Source organism: Gottfriedia sp. OAE603 (assembly GCF_040543965.1).
Classification (GTDB): Bacteria; Bacillota; Bacilli; order Bacillales; family Bacillaceae_G; genus Gottfriedia; species Gottfriedia solisilvae.
This window is the reverse complement of record NZ_JBEUNN010000001.1, coordinates 690,390-707,426: the sequence shown is the minus strand read 5'-3', so window position 1 is coordinate 707,426 and position 17,037 is coordinate 690,390. Positions and strand designations below refer to the sequence as shown.

16 protein-coding genes and 1 riboswitch are annotated in these 17,037 nt (G+C 33.3%); of the genes, 5 read left to right on the top strand and 11 right to left on the bottom strand.

Annotation, left to right across the window (positions count from 1 at the left end):
* Positions 1-80: 80 nt before the first annotated feature.
* From ABID96_RS03555 to ABID96_RS03540, 4 genes are all read right to left on the bottom strand, one after another.
* The gene (locus ABID96_RS03555) at positions 81-557 is read right to left on the bottom strand and encodes a YbaK/EbsC family protein (protein WP_377896635.1); all 477 of its coding nucleotides are present in this window, start codon (positions 555-557) and stop codon (positions 81-83) included.
* Positions 558-628: 71 nt separating this feature from the next.
* On the bottom strand, positions 629-1,720 hold the full coding sequence (locus tag ABID96_RS03550; protein ID WP_192600846.1) for an MBL fold metallo-hydrolase: 1,092 nt from the start codon (positions 1,718-1,720) through the stop codon (positions 629-631).
* A gap of 334 nt (positions 1,721-2,054) precedes the next feature.
* Positions 2,055-2,936: a LysR family transcriptional regulator gene (locus ABID96_RS03545; protein ID WP_192600845.1), complete on the bottom strand. Its 882-nt coding sequence runs from the start codon at positions 2,934-2,936 to the stop codon at positions 2,055-2,057.
* Positions 2,937-3,219: 283 nt separating this feature from the next.
* The gene (locus ABID96_RS03540; protein WP_192600844.1) at positions 3,220-3,879 is read right to left on the bottom strand and encodes a type 1 glutamine amidotransferase domain-containing protein; all 660 of its coding nucleotides are present in this window, start codon (positions 3,877-3,879) and stop codon (positions 3,220-3,222) included.
* A gap of 644 nt (positions 3,880-4,523) precedes the next feature.
* Between ABID96_RS03540 and ABID96_RS03535 the strand changes: the two genes are divergently transcribed.
* Positions 4,524-5,282: an alpha/beta fold hydrolase gene (locus ABID96_RS03535; protein ID WP_192600843.1), complete on the top strand. Its 759-nt coding sequence runs from the start codon at positions 4,524-4,526 to the stop codon at positions 5,280-5,282.
* 43 nt (positions 5,283-5,325) lie between these two features.
* On the opposite strand, the gene ribH is transcribed toward ABID96_RS03535, so the two are convergent.
* From ribH to ABID96_RS03510, 5 genes are all read right to left on the bottom strand, one after another.
* On the bottom strand, positions 5,326-5,787 hold the full coding sequence (ribH, locus tag ABID96_RS03530; RefSeq protein WP_087999656.1) for a 6,7-dimethyl-8-ribityllumazine synthase: 462 nt from the start codon (positions 5,785-5,787) through the stop codon (positions 5,326-5,328).
* Positions 5,788-5,801: 14 nt separating this feature from the next.
* On the bottom strand, positions 5,802-6,995 hold the full coding sequence (locus ABID96_RS03525; RefSeq protein WP_192600842.1) for a bifunctional 3,4-dihydroxy-2-butanone-4-phosphate synthase/GTP cyclohydrolase II: 1,194 nt from the start codon (positions 6,993-6,995) through the stop codon (positions 5,802-5,804).
* A gap of 12 nt (positions 6,996-7,007) precedes the next feature.
* Positions 7,008-7,655: a riboflavin synthase gene (gene ribE / locus ABID96_RS03520; protein ID WP_192600841.1), complete on the bottom strand. Its 648-nt coding sequence runs from the start codon at positions 7,653-7,655 to the stop codon at positions 7,008-7,010.
* Between the two features lies 1 nt (position 7,656).
* On the bottom strand, positions 7,657-8,742 hold the full coding sequence (gene ribD / locus ABID96_RS03515) for a bifunctional diaminohydroxyphosphoribosylaminopyrimidine deaminase/5-amino-6-(5-phosphoribosylamino)uracil reductase RibD (protein ID WP_377896634.1): 1,086 nt from the start codon (positions 8,740-8,742) through the stop codon (positions 7,657-7,659).
* 238 nt (positions 8,743-8,980) lie between these two features.
* A riboswitch (FMN riboswitch) is annotated at positions 8,981-9,134 on the bottom strand.
* 207 nt (positions 9,135-9,341) lie between these two features.
* Positions 9,342-10,613, bottom strand: coding sequence for an APC family permease (locus tag ABID96_RS03510; RefSeq protein WP_192600840.1), 1,272 nt, complete (start codon positions 10,611-10,613; stop codon positions 9,342-9,344).
* Between the two features lie 128 nt (positions 10,614-10,741).
* Between ABID96_RS03510 and ABID96_RS03505 the strand changes: the two genes are divergently transcribed.
* Positions 10,742-11,632 carry a LysR family transcriptional regulator gene (locus ABID96_RS03505; RefSeq protein WP_192600839.1) on the top strand — a complete coding sequence of 297 codons (891 nt, stop codon included), beginning with the start codon at positions 10,742-10,744 and terminating at the stop codon, positions 11,630-11,632.
* Positions 11,633-11,713: 81 nt separating this feature from the next.
* Here the strand turns inward: ABID96_RS03505 and ABID96_RS03500 are convergent, their stop codons facing one another.
* Positions 11,714-12,673, bottom strand: coding sequence for a LacI family DNA-binding transcriptional regulator (locus ABID96_RS03500; RefSeq protein WP_192600838.1), 960 nt, complete (start codon positions 12,671-12,673; stop codon positions 11,714-11,716).
* A gap of 274 nt (positions 12,674-12,947) precedes the next feature.
* Here ABID96_RS03500 and ABID96_RS03495 point away from each other — a divergent pair, with 274 nt between their 5' ends.
* On the top strand, positions 12,948-13,127 hold the full coding sequence (locus ABID96_RS03495; RefSeq protein WP_087999650.1) for an H-type small acid-soluble spore protein: 180 nt from the start codon (positions 12,948-12,950) through the stop codon (positions 13,125-13,127).
* Between the two features lie 37 nt (positions 13,128-13,164).
* Here the strand turns inward: ABID96_RS03495 and ABID96_RS03490 are convergent, their stop codons facing one another.
* The gene (locus ABID96_RS03490; protein ID WP_192600837.1) at positions 13,165-14,055 is read right to left on the bottom strand and encodes a LysR family transcriptional regulator; all 891 of its coding nucleotides are present in this window, start codon (positions 14,053-14,055) and stop codon (positions 13,165-13,167) included.
* A 112-nt stretch (positions 14,056-14,167) separates the two neighbouring features.
* Here ABID96_RS03490 and ABID96_RS03485 point away from each other — a divergent pair, with 112 nt between their 5' ends.
* Positions 14,168-15,214, top strand: coding sequence for a putative sulfate exporter family transporter (locus ABID96_RS03485; protein WP_192600836.1), 1,047 nt, complete (start codon positions 14,168-14,170; stop codon positions 15,212-15,214).
* Between the two features lie 316 nt (positions 15,215-15,530).
* Positions 15,531-16,937, top strand: a complete 1,407-nt coding sequence (gene bcaP, locus ABID96_RS03480) for a branched-chain amino acid transporter BcaP (protein WP_192600835.1) — start codon at positions 15,531-15,533, stop codon at positions 16,935-16,937.
* Positions 16,938-17,037 lie beyond the last annotated feature (100 nt).

Here is a 17,037-nt window from a genome sequence, read left to right as displayed (position 1 = left end):
TAAAAAAGACATATAAATATGTCATGACTCGAAAAATGCTAACTTCGTATCCATACATTTATATGTCTAATAAAATCTAATTATTTTATATTTACTACTGTCCCTTTCGTCATCTCAAGCAGTTCTTTTGGTGTTAGTTGAAAGATTGCTTTTGGATGGCCGGCTGCAGCCCAAATTTCTTCATATTGAAATAAGTCTTCGTCTATAAACGTTAATAATGTATTTTTATGCCCTATTGGTGATACGCCACCTATTACAAACCCAGTGTGTACACGAACAAATTCTGCATCAGCTTTACCTAATTTTTGATTCAACAGCAATTCGATTTGTTGTTCATTTACTCGGTTTACACCACTTGCAATCACTAATACAGGTTGATTACTCTCCACTAATCGAAAGATAATTGATTTGGCAATTTGAGCTACTTTGCAATTTAACACATCTGCTGCTTCTTGTGCAGTTCTGGCACTCTGTGGTAATTCAATTACTTGATTGTTATACCCTGATTGTATTATCACGTCTTGTACAATTTGCGCACTTTCCTTTAAAACGCCCATCATCATCACTTCTTTCTACTATAATGTAGTAATAATTCTATATACTGACGGAACATCCTTCATCAACAGTATCATTTCCACCAAATTGAAGTTGGAAATTCTTTTGTACTAATATTCATCAATTCACCTATTTTAGGCGTAGCAATGTGTAAGTTATTTTGCTTAGCAGCTTTCAATACTCTTTCAATTGGGTCATACCAATCATGAAATGCTAGCGTAAATGCACCCCAATGAATAGGAATCAACACTTCCCCCTTCACATCAATAAATGCTTGGACTGTTTCCTCAGGTAACATATGGATCGCAGACCAGCGTTCATCATATTGACCGCATTCCATTAATGCAACATCAAACGGACCGTATTTTTCACCAATTTCCTTAAAATGCGACGCATAACCACTATCACCACTAAAAAAGATTTTATGCTGATTGCTCATAATAATCCAAGAACACCATAAAGAAGCATTCCGATCTGTTAGACTTCTCCCTGAAAAATGCCTTGCAGGTGTACAAGCAATTGTTAAGCCTTCAAATGAAAATTCATCCCACCAATTGTGTTCTGATATTTTATCTGTTTCAACACCCCACCTTTCAAGGTGACCCCTTACTCCTAGTGGAACAATGAAATGTTTTACTTTATGTTTTATTTTTTTGATTGTTCCAAAATCCAAATGATCATAATGGTCATGTGACAAAATTACTGCATCAATAACTGGTAAATCAGCTATCTCAAATGGTAAACCTCCACTATATCGTTTTCCTCCAAACTGAGGGAATGGTGATGGGACATTACCAAACATTGGATCAACTAAAATATTCTTTTTATCGATTTCTATATGTACAGCCGAATGTCCAAACCAAGTTATTTTTGCTTCATCTTGATCTGACAAAATGAACTTCTTCATATTTGTCATTGGAATTAGAACACTTGGTTTTCTGTTTGGATTACTCTTTACAAAATCTCTTAACATTGTATAAGTAGTTCTCAAGTCTGTACTCATACTAGTTGGTATTTGATTTTGAAATTTTCCATTTTGATAGTTCTCTAACTGTTGAAAGGTTTGCTGTTTCTCTTTTGAGTATGTCTTACCGAAATGTGGATAGTTATTCATAAACAGATAGGCAATCATAATGACCACCAATAAAATGATAATAAAAAGCATTTTCTAAATTACCCTCCAAGTAAAGTCCGTTAAACGAACGTGTTAACAAATTTTTTCAAAATTAAAATCACTGCGTTTTTTCTTAACACTACCATATAGTTTCACTGTTAAACAAATATAACGAATAAACCTATACTTAGTTTTTTTGCTAAAAAAAAACACCTTTTACAGTGAATATAAAAAGTGCTTTTTACTGTATGAAAAAACAGACTTCATTGAGGTTATTTGAAAAATTGCCATTGATATAATTAAATTTCTGATTCTCTATACCACATTAACTCAAAAATACTTTTTGATTTTTATCACGATATTTAGATACTTTACGTTTAAGTAACTATCGCGATTCACATGCTTCTTTTATTGTATTCATCATTTCAATAATCTCAGGTGAACTTTTATGTTTTACTTGATAAGCAAGGAAGAGTTCGTTCGGTATTTTATAATTTGTCAATATCGTTTTGGCTTTCTGATCATTCATTGCGCTCTCAATTAAATAAGTAGGAATCAACGTAATTCCTAATCCCATTTCAACGCTATTTAATAATGCATGTAAATTTGGGATGATATGAACCGGTCTGATTTGAGGTCGCTTATTGAAAAATTCTCTCCAAAATCTTCTAATAATTGGTAAGTCTAAACCATAGCTTAACCAGTTTTGTTCATTTAACCAATTTTCCACTTCAACCTTATTCTGAAAATCAGGAATCATTAATTCTTTTGGAGCAACCAAAACAAACTCCTCTTCAAATAGACTAGTATACTCTATTCCTAATTGTTGATATTTTTTGGATGTAACAATCAGATCTACTTTATCCTCTTTTAATGCCTCGATTAATTCAGAAGCTAAACCAAAGTGAGCAATAAAACGGAAATTTTCATTATTTAATATAGGTTGAATTCGTTCCTGAAAAAACTCAATTGCCGATCCAAATCGAATGATAGGACAAGTAGGTGAAGTGATCAATTTAAGCTCCAGTGTTTTATTCTCTAACGCTTCGATTAAAGGTACAATTTCTGAATAAAACTCTTTCCCTCTTTCAGTCGGTATCATTTTACGAGAGATTCGATTAAATAAAGGTTGCCCGACTTCTGCTTCTAAAGCTGATAAATGCTGGCTCATCGCTGGTTGTGTCATCATTCTTTCCTTGGCAGCTTCAGAAACAGAATTATGTTTGTAAATACTAATAAAGCTCCGGTACCATTCAAAATCAACCATTTTATTTCCTTTCTTAACGTATAGTTTTTGGCATTATCTATTAAAAAATTGTCTCAATATCTTTTAAATCACAGTGTACTATTTAAATATGAGTATAAACAATATTAACAAAAAGATTCAAATGCGAAATCATTATACGAGATAATTAAATTACCTCGAATCAACAATGTAAAAACACCTTTGAAATTTCAAATCCAATACTACTATGTTCCTTTTATAATTTTTTATTTAAGTAAATATAAAAGGTTGATATCTTCTTAGAAGATATCAACCTTTTAATCTATTATGCAAGTTTTTCAATTACTGCATGAACAACTGCTAAGGTAGATTGTGGATTTTGACCAGTGATAAGATTGCCATCTACTTCTACATGAGAATTCCAATTTGGAGCTGTTACAAAGTGTGCACCAAGCTCACGTAGCTTACTTTCTAATAAAAATGGCATCATTTGATCCATACCAGCTTCTTTTTCCTCAGCATCAGTAAACGCATTAACCTGTTTTCCAGCAACTAATGGCTGACCGTTTGATAAAGTTACGCCAACCAGCCCCGCTGGTCCATGACAAACTGCTGCTACAATTTTATTCGCTTCATATAAATCACGAATTACAGTTTGAAGTTTTAAGTTGTTTGGTAGGTCATACATCGTACCATGCCCACCTGGTAAGAAAACTGCATCATATTCACTAAAATGAATGTCTTCTATCTTATTTGTATTCTGCAAAATCTCTTTCATTTCAATCATCTCTTGTGGTGTGCGACCATCAATACTATTTGGATCAATAGGAGCCATTCCACCAAGTGGACTAGCAACCGTTACATCGAAGCCTTGCTTATTAAATTCAACATAAGCTTCTGCAAACTCCGATAACCAAATCCCTGTTTCTTTTTCATTATTTATCTTTGAATGGCTAGTCACAACCATTAACACTTTTTTTGACATATAAGTTTCCTCCTAAATGATTTTGTCTTACAAACTGAATTTTAAAACAAGTATATCGATAAAACAAATTACAAAATAACGGTTTATCTATAAATATATTTATAGATAAACCATTATTATAAATAGCGCTAGATAGTAATGTAGAAATCATCTAGCTCTTAAAAATTAATTAAAAAACAAGACATAACTATTTAAGCAATCAGATTCAAATTCAAGTATTGATTCTGATTGCTTAGGTTTGTAACTGAATGAAAAGTACATGATGTTTGTAACTAACGCATAAGTTGGTAAATATTCGATGTTCTGTCGATCTTTTTAATGATAACAAAGGCAGTCTAGCTATATAAGTTATTGTATAATATTGGAAACAGACAATTTTGTAGCTCTACTTATTCCACTTACACATGCGTTCTTCATAGTGAACGAAATACTCCTTTTGCTTAGGGAAGTTTGTACTATCGGAGTGCTAGTATTCGCGGCAAACTTTCGTAATGTATCAAGTGCTCCATTCGAAAATTAGTATTCTATTCATCCTTCATTTTTATCAATCAATTCATCTAACACAGTAATCATTTTAATCACATTTGGGTTACACGCAATGAATCTATGGTGATCACAATCAATAAAAAATAAAGAGGTGCAATATGAAACCGATTCAAAAGAAGAAAATTTTTACGAATAGCGGTATGATAGAATTTGCTCAATTAGGTGAAGGAGTACCTACAGTAATCCTCATAAATGGAGGAAGTGGTCCAATTGAAGGGTGGTACAAAGTATTTCACGAGTTAGCAGAAGCGACTACTGTGTTAGCATATAATCGATTAGGTGTAGGTAAAAGCGATCTGCCTAAAAGTCCGCAACATGGGATTTCTATTGTAAACACACTCAGACAACTACTTAAGGAAATAAACGTTAGCCCTCCTTATATATTAGTTGGGCACTCTTTAGGTGGAATATATGCCAATTTGTTTGCTAGACAATATCCAGAAGAAATTGCAGGCGTTGTTTTGTTGGATGCTAGTCATCCAGAAGATGTTAGTATTAATGAAACGCAAGGTGCACTTATCCGCGGTATAAATAAATTTTTAAAAGCTTTCGACTCTTTTTCATCCCACAAAAAATGGAATGAAGTAAATTTTGTAGAAGAAACAGCTAAACAAATACAGCAGGCAGGTTCTTTCCCTGATGTACCGTTACTTGTATTATCTGGAGATAAAATGCCAAAGATGATGCCTGAACATGCTTTTCAAATCAGGAGAGCTAATCAAGTGAATCTTGTACAACTAAGTAATCAAGGTAAACATATCTTAGCTACTAAAAGTGGGCATTTTCCTCAGCTATCCGAACCAGAATTAGTAATCAGTGCAATTCAAGAATGTATTCAAATGACGAAAAATAATTAAAGAGAGGCAAGGTTGCCTCTCTTCTATATAGTTAATTATGAAATTAGTTGATTTCTCGTAATAAATTAGCCATTTCAATTGCAGATATACCAGCATCCCAACCTTTATTTCCTGATTTTGTACCTGCTCTTTCGATTGCTTGTTCAATATTTTCAGTTGTTAGAACACCGAAAATGACTGGTATGCCAGTTTGTAGTGAAATTGAAGCAACTCCTTTTGCTACTTCATTACATACGTAATCATAATGAGTTGTTGCTCCGCGAATTACCGTACCAAGCGTAATAATCGCATGATATTTGTTTGTATCAGCCAGTTTTTTAGAGATTAGTGGTATTTCAAATGCACCTGGCACCCATACTACATCAATATCTGATTCTTCTACTCCATGGCGTAGTAATGCATCTTGTGCACCACCAAGTAATTTTGACGTAATGAATTCATTAAAACGTCCAACGACAACTGCAATTTTCAATCCAGATCCTATTAAATTTCCTTCAATTTTCATATTAATCTCTCCTATTAGTAGTTTAGTAAATGACCCATTTTTTCAAGTTTAGTTTGTAAATATTGTTCGTTATCTGCTTTCATTTCAGTTTGCAGAGGAACCCGCTCATTAATTGAAATCCCGTAAGCTTTTAATTCTTCAATTTTTAGTGGATTATTTGTTAATAAATTGACTTTCATAATCCCTAAGTCCTTCAAAATTTGAGCAGTAATTTCGTAATTTCTTAAGTCTGCTTCAAAGCCAAGATGAAGATTCGCTTCAACAGTATCAAGACCTTCCTCTTGAAGTTTATAGGCCTTTAATTTATTTAGTAGCCCAATACCTCTTCCTTCTTGTCGCATATAAACAATTACGCCTCTTCCTTCTTCTTCAATCATATTTAATGCAGAATGTAATTGAGGTCCACAGTCACAACGACATGATCCAAACACATCACCTGTCAAACATTCCGAGTGAACTCTTACAAGGACTGGCTTACCATCATCAATGTTTCCTTTCACAATGGCTGCATGTTCTTTTTCGTCGACTGTATTGGAATAACCAATCATTTTAAAATCACCATAATCAGTCGGTAACTTAATTTCGACCTCTCTCTTAACTAGCCTTTCATTTTGCTGTCGATAAGCAATTAAGTCCTTAATCGTAATCATTTTTAACTGAAACTTCTTAGCAATATTGATTAATTCTGGTACTCTTGCCATTGTTCCATCATCATTCATAATTTCACAGATGACTCCGACTTCCTTAGATCCCGACAGTCGTGCTAAATCTACCGCAGCCTCTGTATGACCAGGTCGCTCAATGACTCCACCACTTTTTGCAATTAAAGGAAACATATGCCCTGGCCTACGAAAATCTTTTGCACTACCTTCTTCTTTTAACAATTGCAAAACGGTATTAGATCGTTCAAATGCAGAAATACCAGTAGTTGAAGTGTGATGATCAATACTTACTGTAAAAGCTGTCCCATGTGTATCCGTATTTTCTGTTACCATTGGAATCAATTCAAACTGATTTGCAATTTCCTCCGATATTGGGACACAAATTAATCCACGTCCATAGGTCGCCATAAAATTAATATTCTCTGGTGTCGCATACTCACCAATGACAACAAAATCACCTTCATTTTCACGATCTTCATCATCACAAACAATGACAATTCTGCCTTTTTTTAAATCTTCAATTGCTTCTTCTATTTTAGAGAACATATCATTACTCCTTTATAAATAGCCATTTTGTGATAAAAATGAGGTTGTTATGTTTGAGTCTTTTTTTACTTCATCCAATCCAAGCATTTTTTCGACATACTTACCTAATAAGTCGAATTCAACATTAACGGTATCACCTACGTTTTTACTGCCCAATATTGTATTAGAACGAGTATGAGGAATCAGTGATATGGTAATCACTTCATTTTCAACTTTAAATATTGTTAAACTTGTACCATCAATGGTGATACTCCCTTTTGGTAAACAATATTTTGAATAGCTCATTGGAATGTTTATTTTATAAGTAACTGCATTTTCAAGAGGTTTAATCGCAATAATTTCACCGGTTACGTCAATATGTCCTGAAACAATATGTCCACCAAACCTTCCATTTGCAGCCATTGCTCGTTCTAAATTCACTTTATGATGATTTGATAACATTTTTAGATTAGTAGATTGATAGGTTTCTGGCATAACATCTACTGTAAATTCATCTTTCGTAAAATTTGTTACTGTCAGACAGACTCCGTTGATCGAAATACTATCCCCTAAATGAACATCTTCTAGAATTTTTTTTGCTTGTATTGTTAGGACTAGTGTTTGTCCTTTATTGACCGTATTTTTGACTGTTCCAATTTCCTCTACAATTCCAGTAAACAAGTTAATTCACCTCGTTTTGAAGATGCATTCGAATATCAGTTCCAATTGTTTCAACCGATAATAATGTTAAATTGAGAACATTCTTCATCATTTCATTACCTAAACCATTTAATAGATTACCATTATGGATCCCACCAATTAGTTTAGGTGCATAATATAATATTAGTTCGTCAAATAAGTTTTCTTCTATGAATGAGGTATGAATCTTACTACCACCCTCTACATAAACCGAATGGTAGCCCATTTCTGCTAAAAGAGAAATGACTTCTCGTACCTTAACTTTTGATTCACTTGTTTTTATCATTTCAATTCCTTTTTCTTGATAAGGAATCAATTCTTTTTCGGTTATTTGATTACCAACAAAAATAATTGTTTTAGCATCAATCGTATTTGCTATTTTCGAATCAATTGGCGTTCTTAAACTCGAATCTAAAATGACTCGAACAGGTTGTCTAGTTTCTTCTTCCAATCGTACTGTTAAAGATGGATTATCATGAAGAACAGTTCCAACACCTACTAATATACAATCATGTATTCGACGTTCCTCATGCACTTTTTCTCTAGCTTTTGCACCAGTAATCCATTTACTGTCTCCTGAGTATGTGGAAAGTTTTCCGTCTAAGCTAAGCGCTGCTTTTAAAGTAATATGCGGTCTTTTTTTGTTTATAAATGTAAAGAAGCCTTTATATAAATTCTTTGCTTCCTCATGACAAACTCCGACCTCGACCTCTATACCAGCTTGTTTCAACTTTGAAAATCCTTTTCCACTAACTTTGGGATTGTCATCTTGCACTGCTATGACGACTCTTTTAACCTTTTTCTCAATTAATAAATCGGCACATGGTGGCGTTCTACCATGATGACTGCATGGCTCTAATGTTACATACACGGTTGAGCCTATCGATTTTGTTCCAGCCATATGTAAAGCATGAACCTCAGCATGTGGTTCACCTGCTTTTACATGACACCCTACGCCAACAACAGAACCGTCTTTTACAACTACAGCTCCCACTGGTGGATTAGGACTTGTTTGCCCAATTGTTGAGTTTGCAAGTTCAATAGCTAATTTCATAAATAGTTGATCCAACTTATCACACCCTCTAATTCAAATTAATTTGAAAAAGTGAAAAAGCCCCTTAAGAATGTACTTAAGGGGCTTTAGATGTTTAAGAAAGGAAGCATACTTAAATAAACGCGGAAACAATTCATAAAATTTACATGATTGTTACGCATTTATTGTTGTGCAATTGATTAAAAAACACAACAAACTAAGCCTATATCAAACGATAATTTGAAAAAAATCAAACTCGTATTGATATATGCACTCCATCCTTCTCCCATCCAGACTATACTGTCGGCTCTAGATTCTAACTAGATCAGCAAACATATAAAAAAACATATGCAGCTCACGGGCTTAGTATAAAAATAATTTTATACAACACCGCCGGTTGGGACTCTCACCCGACCCCGAAGGACACACTAATTATCAAATTTGTTTCATTATAACTAGCAAATTATTCAAAGTAAAGTATTATAGATTTCAAGTTTTATCAAAGAAATAGCAAAATATTAGTGAATTCCTATATTTTTCTAGTAAAATTCTGAGATAAAAAAAGAAAAAGATCACCTAAAATTGGTGATCTTTTCTATACATTACTTATCATTTTTTTGTCAATTCAGCACTTCTTATAAGTCATTTCCAACCTGACTAAACATTTTTTGCTCCTTGATTGACTCCTTTTTTTGCAGCCAACCAAAATAGACTGCTACTACTACAATTGCTAATAAAATATAAATTGACGAAAATAATAATATACTAAAAAAACAAATCGCTAGAATAGCTGACCCTATTTTTAGCCATAATGAATCAAAAATACGCATACATGCTAAGACGCCAAGTAAAGCGTTACATAAGAAGAAAGCATTCGCAATTGCAACTAGCTGCTGAATGGAAATAATGTTCAAAAAGAATAATGTAAACACAATAATATGAATACAAAACAAGCTAAGTAAGCCACGGGTAGCAACGTTATTTTTATTTTTGTACGATAACCATGATGGCAACAATCCGTTTTTAGCTTGATCCGAAATCAATCTTGATACTGCTCCTATAACAAGTAAGACAGTGCTAATACAGAGTGCGATTGTTATAGTTGATATGATTGGAGTCGCCCAATTGCCAAATAAGCTTTCAAGTAATGGCGCCAACGATTGATTTGCTGCACTTTTTGAATCCGAGTGAATCCATTGGAAAGCGAGTGCAACCGTTAGACTGACAACTGCAATAATTGAAAAGCTTAAAGCAACTGCTTTTGGAATGGTCCGTTCAGGTGTTTTTACTTCTAAGGAATAACTACCAATGACTTCCCACCCAATTAGTGCCCAAAATAACAGAAGTAAGCTTTGACCAAAATCAGAAACAGTAATCGGATTCGATAATGTGATATTTCCTTCTACTGTAAATAATGTGTGCAAGCTTCCGACTAATAAAGTTACAACAATAAACGTGGACATGATAAATGCAAATTTACCAACATCGGTAATGTTTCTTGTTAAGATTAAATACACAAAACATAAAAGTCCGAGTGCTAACCATTTTTCATGAAACAGTGATTGTGAAGTAAGTAGCTGTAAATAATGTCCTGCAGTTCCTAACACAGCTACTGGTCCGAAACAAACTGCAAGTAAAAAGAAAATGGCTGATAAATTCTTTATTTGGGTCCCAAACGCTCTTTCAACTGCTAAAGGTACGCCTGAATCTCCAGGGATCATCAAGCTTAGTTTTCCAAACATATGAGCAAATAGCATACTCAAACCTAACATAATCATCCAAGCAAAAATTGCGTAATTTCCAGCTGTATCAAAAACTGCTGGAGGTAATATAATGATACCCGAACCTAGAATAGGCCCTACCATTAAGCCACTGAGCAATAAAAATCCAATTTTACGATTTTTCATACATCACCTCAAAAGTTATTGAATCTAATACTAATCTCGTATACTTTAAGTATATGAAACATCAATAAATCGGTAAAATGAATAGTTACGATATAAACCATCGGGTTTTCCGATAATTGGAGGTTATTATGGAAATTCGCCATTTGATTACTTTTAAATCAATTGTAGATATGGGTGGATTCTCAAAGGCTGCAGTTCATTTAGGATATGCACAATCAACTGTTACAGCACATGTTCAAGCATTAGAACAAGAACTAGGTGTACCATTATTTAATCGAATCGGTAAAAAGGTACAATTGACAGAAGTTGGTGAGCATTTCTTATCTCATGCGATCGAAATGATTCAATTATATTCAAAAGCGAAAGATGTCTTTCAAATGGAAAAAGAAGAAACTGCCACCTTAAGAATTGGTGCACCTGAGTCATTAACGATTTATCGACTTCCATTTATTATCCAGGCTTTTCGAAAAAAATACCCAAAAGTAAACATCATAATGAAGTCTGGTTCATGCTGGGACTTGCAAGAATCATTAAAACGAGGCGATCTTGATATCGCATTTTTCTTACAAGCTAGTGTTTCTGATCCAGATTTAACGATGGAGACACTTGTTGAAGAACCACTTGTCATTTTATTACCACCCCACTCTGACTCAACAAGAACACTTTCATCATTTTCGTTACATGAAAATGAAAATATTCTTTTAACAGAACAAGGAAGCTATCGTGATTATTTTGAAGCATTTTTGTTAAGTAAAGGAATCCAAACAAAGACTGGAATTGAGTTTTGGAGTGTCGAGGCAATTAAACAATGCGTTATGTGTGGATTAGGAATTTCTATGCTACCACTTGTTACAGCGAATCAAGAAATTGAACAAGGGAAAATGCGATCTATTAAATGGGATACCAGTCTTGGGAGTGTTTTTACGATTATGTCATGGCATAAAAACAGATGGCAGTCTCATGCAGCTAGAAAATTTTTGGAAATTGTAAGGGAGCATGCTCGAGGGTGGAATTCATAGTAAAAGCACGACTCATCCAAGTCAAAACCTAATTGAGGCTTTGATTCGGGATTTGTTGTGCTTTTTCATTTCAATTTTAACTTAAACTGTCTGACGTTCAATTAATTTAACTGACATTTCTGTTTGCGATTGTTCATCAAGTAGAGCCTGATGTAATAACTTTTGACCCATTTCTTTTATCGGCATCTCAACAGTTGTTAGTTTCATGTATTTTGCAATTGGTTGATTATCGAAACTAATGATTGCAAGATCCTCTGGTATAACGATGCCTTTCTCATTACAACAAGTTAAAATCCCTGCTGCTACTTGATCACTAGTAACTAGTAAAGCTGTCGGTCTATTTTTTGATTCAATTAAAGTATTAACGATTCGTTCCCCATCTTCAAAATAACTACATTTTTTTATAATTTGTTCATCATGATAAGGTAAGTTGTATTTATGAAGGAAATCCTTATATGCTAAATTTCTTTGAAGGCTATTTGTACCACTACTGCGTCCGATGCAATAACCAATTTTTCTATGACCCTTTTTGTACATGTATTCTAATGCAATCGTAAAGCTCTTATAGTGGTCTACAAAAGTCGAAGATATCCGAGTATTCCTCGTATCCTCACATAAGATTACCGGCCCAAATTCTAAATATGATTCAACTACTTCTAATGGGCAGATTCTTGAACAAATAATGAGAGAATCTATTTGTTTGTGCTTCAACATTTCAAGTGCTTCCAACTCTCGCTCTTTGTGATAATCTGTTTGAAACAATACAAGTTTATAATTTTTCTTAATTGCTTCTATGGAAATTCCCTCTATCAACAATCCAAAATACGGATGATTTGAATACGGTACAACTACCCCAATTAAATGAGTTTTCCCTTTACTCAAATTAACAGCATTTAAATTTCTTTGATAATTTGTTATTTCAATTGCTCGTAATACAGCATTTCTTTTTTCATCACTAACATACCGTTCATTATTTAATACCCTTGAAACAGTCGTAACTGAAACGCCAGCAATCCTTGCAATATCTTTAATATTAGACATAACTTCACCTTTTCAAAATTTTTCTTGCTATGAAACCAGTTCCATACTTTACGCTAATTTTAATGAAAAAGGAGGAACAAATATGAATATTTTATTTGGTATATTTAGTTTAATTTTTATGTGCAGTACCATCTTACTTTTTGCTTCTATCGCTATCATACAACAAGAAAAGCAAATGTTTAAAAAGAAAGATTGGAAATAATCATCTTTGCTGAATACTATTTATTGCATTCGCAAATAATATGATGGGTTCTAATAAAAGGAGGTCATTATTATGGATACAGAAAGAGCACTAGAAATAATAGCTTCACCTAATATGATTAATGTAACATGTGATGGAGTTCCAATTTATATTCAGCATGTAAACAAGAATGAATCAACCGCTAGAGTTTATCCCCTAGATGAGCCTCATAATGACAAAGAAGTTTCATTAAGTAATTTAACTGAACACTAAATCACTACCTAAAACCTCCACTAATGAATGGAGGTTTTTATTTTTTCTTCTTATAAAAATCTTGTATTAGCTCGATGAATACTTGCATTGATTTCGTTTGCAATTGAACTGGTTCAGTTAAAATCGAGAAATTCCTTTTGATTGGTGTACCTTCTACGTTTAATATAAAAATGGTATTGAGTAATTTTTCTTTTTTCACTGTTAAATCGGATAAATAACTGATTCCAAGACCAGCTTCTACGGCTTCTTTAATTAACTGAGTACTACCAAACTCAACTAATGTGGTTGGACTAATGTTCAATGTTTCAAATAAACGATCTGTAGCCTCTCTTGTTCCAGATCCTTCTTCACGAACAATCCAAGTTTCACGTTCTAATTGTTCAATTGTTACCTCTTTATTTTTTGATAAAGCATGATTTACTCCAGCCATTATATACAACTCATCAGTAGCAACTGTTTCCATAAATACATTCTGATGAACGTACTCGCCCTCCACTATTCCTACATCTATTTGATGAGTTAAGACAGCTTGAGCGATTTCTCTTGTATTACCAATTTGGACAGATGGGATTACATTTGGAAATTTCAACTTTAAATTTGCTAATATATGCGGAAGTACATATTCTCCAAATGTATAACTAGCCCCAATTTTTAATAATCCATTTGCTTCATGCATTAAATCATCTACTAATGTCGACATTCGTTTATACAGACCTGTAATTTCTTTCGCATGTGAGTAAACTATTTCTCCCGCTTTCGTTAACTCAACAAATTTGTTCGTTCTATTTAATAACTTTGTTCCTAAATTTTTTTCGAGTATTTGTATTTGTTGACTAACGGATGGTTGAGTCATATGAAGCTCTTCTGCTGCACGCGAAAAGTTCTTTTTCTCAGCAACTTCTATAAAAACCAAAAGTAAATGGTCCATCTGTTCACCTCTTAGTATCGTTATTACTTATGATAACTATCATAATCATTTATTTTTCTTATCGTCAATCATCGCATACGATAAATATATAAATTGAATTGATGATTAGGGGATGATAGATTTGGAACCGAATTTATTCGTACAAAAAAATCCAAAAGAACCTATTGTAAATAAGGAGAAAATTTACTCGTTGTTTCTTGGAATCGGATTTACAATTTTAATCGCGTGCATCGGGATTGGATTATCGAAAATCCCTAAGCTTGGTTATATTGGTCCGTTTGCATGTGCCATACTCGTTAGTGTTCTTTATAGACAAATTTTTGGATATCCAGAACATATACGTATTGGCATTCAATTTTCCTCCAAATACTTTTTAAGATTAGCAATTGTTCTATATGGATTAAAATTAAATATGAATGTTATTTTTAATCAGGGTTTTATGATCATGATAAAAAGTATGATAACAGTACTCTTTTCTTTTTTCGTACTAATGTTGATTGCAAAATTGATAAAGGCAGATTTGAATCTTTCATTACTATTAAGTATTGGAACAGGAATATGTGGAGCTGCTGCCATCGCCGCTCTTTCACCAATTATGAAAGCAAAGGAAGAAGATACAGCAATGGGGATTGGAATCATTGCCCTAGTAGGAACTATATTTTCAATTATTTATCCCATCCTCTTTCCTTTCTTACATCTAAGTACTGCAGAATATGGAACTTGGGCCGGCCTTAGCCTTCATGAAATTGCAAATGTTGCATTAGCAGCCGCACCAGCAGGAGAAAATGCATTAGCATTTGCTTTATTATCAAAACTATCAAGAGTTTTCCTCTTAATACCTGTTAGTTTTTTATTTATTTTATGGATGAATAAAAAAGGTATAAAAAAAGACACGGAAGTCAAATTTACATTCCCTTGGTTTCTAGTCGGTTTTATTTTGATGAGCTTTTTAGGAAGTTTCTTCATAAGTGAATTAATTGAAATAAAGGAACTAAAGACTCCAATCGATTTTTTAACAACTTTTCTATTAACGATGGCAATGACTGGTTTAGGTTTAAACATAAATACAAAAGAGCTACGAATGAAAGCAATTCGTCCTTTCATTGCAATTTTGATTACTTCATTATTTCTATCAATCTTTACTTTTTTTTGTTTTTAAGAGAGACATGAATAGATCATGTCTTTTTCTCATTATTATCTTTGGATAACAATTGCACAATATAATATTTATCCATTGTTTTGAATTTTCAACCAATTAATGACTAATTACCCATATTTTTTTGCGTTTTTTTGAAAAAATAGTCGAAAAATTCTTTGTATAAACCGTAAACGTATGTTATTATAAAAATCAATTAATCCTAACAAATAATATTTTTTCGTTAGTAATTGTCAGAATTTTCTATTTTTTATACAAAACTATTAAAATAGTTAGATTAATTTTAGAAAATTACAACAAGAATTTTAAGGAGGTTCATATGAGTTTATTTCGTAAAAAATCTGTCGCAAGTGCAACTCCAAGTAGTTCACTTAACAAAGTACTAGGTGCATTTGACCTAACAATGCTAGGAATTGGGGCTATCATAGGAACTGGTATTTTCGTATTAACAGGGGTAGCAGCAGCTGATTATGCTGGACCAGCACTTATTCTTTCATTTATTATTGCAGGGTTAGCATGTACTTTCGCTGCATTATGTTACTCTGAATTTGCTTCCATGATTCCACAAGCAGGAAGTGCTTATACGTATAGCTATGTTGCTTTCGGTGAAGTAGTTGCTTGGATTTTAGGTTGGGATATGGTACTTGAGTATGGACTAGCATCATCTGCAGTTGCTAGTGGATGGTCAGGATACTTCCAAAGTTTATTATCAGGATTTGGAATTCATTTTCCAACTGCATTAACAAGTGCATTTGATCCTAGTAACGGAACTTATATAGATTTACCAGCTGTAATCATTGTTTTAATCGTAACTTTTGTTCTTACTAGAGGTGTTAAAGAATCAGCTAAACTTAACACTATAATGGTTATTATCAAATTAGCTGTAGTATTACTTTTCATCGCAATTGGCGTTTGGTATGTTGAGCCTACGAACTGGACACCATTTATGCCAAAAGGATTTGGTGGCGTAACAGCTGGAGCAGCTGTTGTAGTATTTGCTTATTTTGGATTTGATGCAGTATCTACTGCTGCTGAGGAAGTTAAAAATCCTCAACGAAACTTACCAATTGGTATTATCTCTGCATTAGCAGTATGTACGATTCTTTATATTGTTGTTTCATTAATTCTTACAGGTATCGTTCCATACGATCAATTAGGCGTAAAAGATCCTGTTGCATTTGCTTTAAACTTCATCCATCAAGATTGGGCAGCAGGTTTCATTTCTCTTGGCGCAATCATCGGTATTACAACAGTATTAATGGTAATGATGTTTGGACAAACTCGTTTATTCTACGCAATTAGTAGAGATGGCTTACTTCCTAAAAAAATGTCTAAAGTTAACAAGAAAACTCAAGTACCTGTAGTAAGTACTTGGATTACAGGTGGATTAGTAGCTGCATTCGCTGGATTAATCCCATTAAGTAAATTAGCAGAATTAACTAATATTGGTACACTATTCGCATTCTCAGCTGTATCACTTGGTATTTTAGTATTAAGAAAAACTCAACCAGATTTAAAACGTGGCTTTAGAACTCCATGGGTACCTGTAGTCCCAGTTCTAGCTGTTGTATTCTGTGTATATTTAATGCTTCAACTGTCAGCATTTACTTGGAAAGGTTTCGTAGTTTGGTTAGTAATTGGTTTAATCATCTACGCTGCTTACGGTTACAGAAATAGCCGTTTAAATCCAGAAAACAAACTAAATGATTCAGAACACTCAGCTTAATTAAAAAATATCCCATTATAGGCAACTATAATGGGATATTTTTTTTGTTTGAACAGGTATGATATCTTAATAGTTGAATTTATAATAAATATGAAAAATA

Coding starts and splice junctions, on each gene's coding strand:
- ABID96_RS03550 (WP_192600846.1), bottom strand. CDS start 1,720: ATGCTTTTTATTATCATTTTATTGGTGGTCATTATGATTGCCTATCTG.
- ABID96_RS03535 (WP_192600843.1), top strand. CDS start 4,524: ATGAAACCGATTCAAAAGAAGAAAATTTTTACGAATAGCGGTATGATA.
- ABID96_RS03525 (WP_192600842.1), bottom strand. CDS start 6,995: ATGTTCTCTAAAATAGAAGAAGCAATTGAAGATTTAAAAAAAGGCAGA.
- ribH (WP_087999656.1), bottom strand. CDS start 5,787: ATGAAAATTGAAGGAAATTTAATAGGATCTGGATTGAAAATTGCAGTT.
- ABID96_RS03540 (WP_192600844.1), bottom strand. CDS start 3,879: ATGTCAAAAAAAGTGTTAATGGTTGTGACTAGCCATTCAAAGATAAAT.
- bcaP (WP_192600835.1), top strand. CDS start 15,531: ATGAGTTTATTTCGTAAAAAATCTGTCGCAAGTGCAACTCCAAGTAGT.
- ABID96_RS03510 (WP_192600840.1), bottom strand. CDS start 10,613: ATGAAAAATCGTAAAATTGGATTTTTATTGCTCAGTGGCTTAATGGTA.
- ABID96_RS03485 (WP_192600836.1), top strand. CDS start 14,168: ATGATAGATTTGGAACCGAATTTATTCGTACAAAAAAATCCAAAAGAA.
- ABID96_RS03500 (WP_192600838.1), bottom strand. CDS start 12,673: ATGTCTAATATTAAAGATATTGCAAGGATTGCTGGCGTTTCAGTTACG.
- ABID96_RS03555 (WP_377896635.1), bottom strand. CDS start 557: ATGGGCGTTTTAAAGGAAAGTGCGCAAATTGTACAAGACGTGATAATA.
- ABID96_RS03545 (WP_192600845.1), bottom strand. CDS start 2,936: ATGGTTGATTTTGAATGGTACCGGAGCTTTATTAGTATTTACAAACAT.
- ABID96_RS03490 (WP_192600837.1), bottom strand. CDS start 14,055: ATGGACCATTTACTTTTGGTTTTTATAGAAGTTGCTGAGAAAAAGAAC.
- ABID96_RS03505 (WP_192600839.1), top strand. CDS start 10,742: ATGGAAATTCGCCATTTGATTACTTTTAAATCAATTGTAGATATGGGT.
- ABID96_RS03495 (WP_087999650.1), top strand. CDS start 12,948: ATGGATACAGAAAGAGCACTAGAAATAATAGCTTCACCTAATATGATT.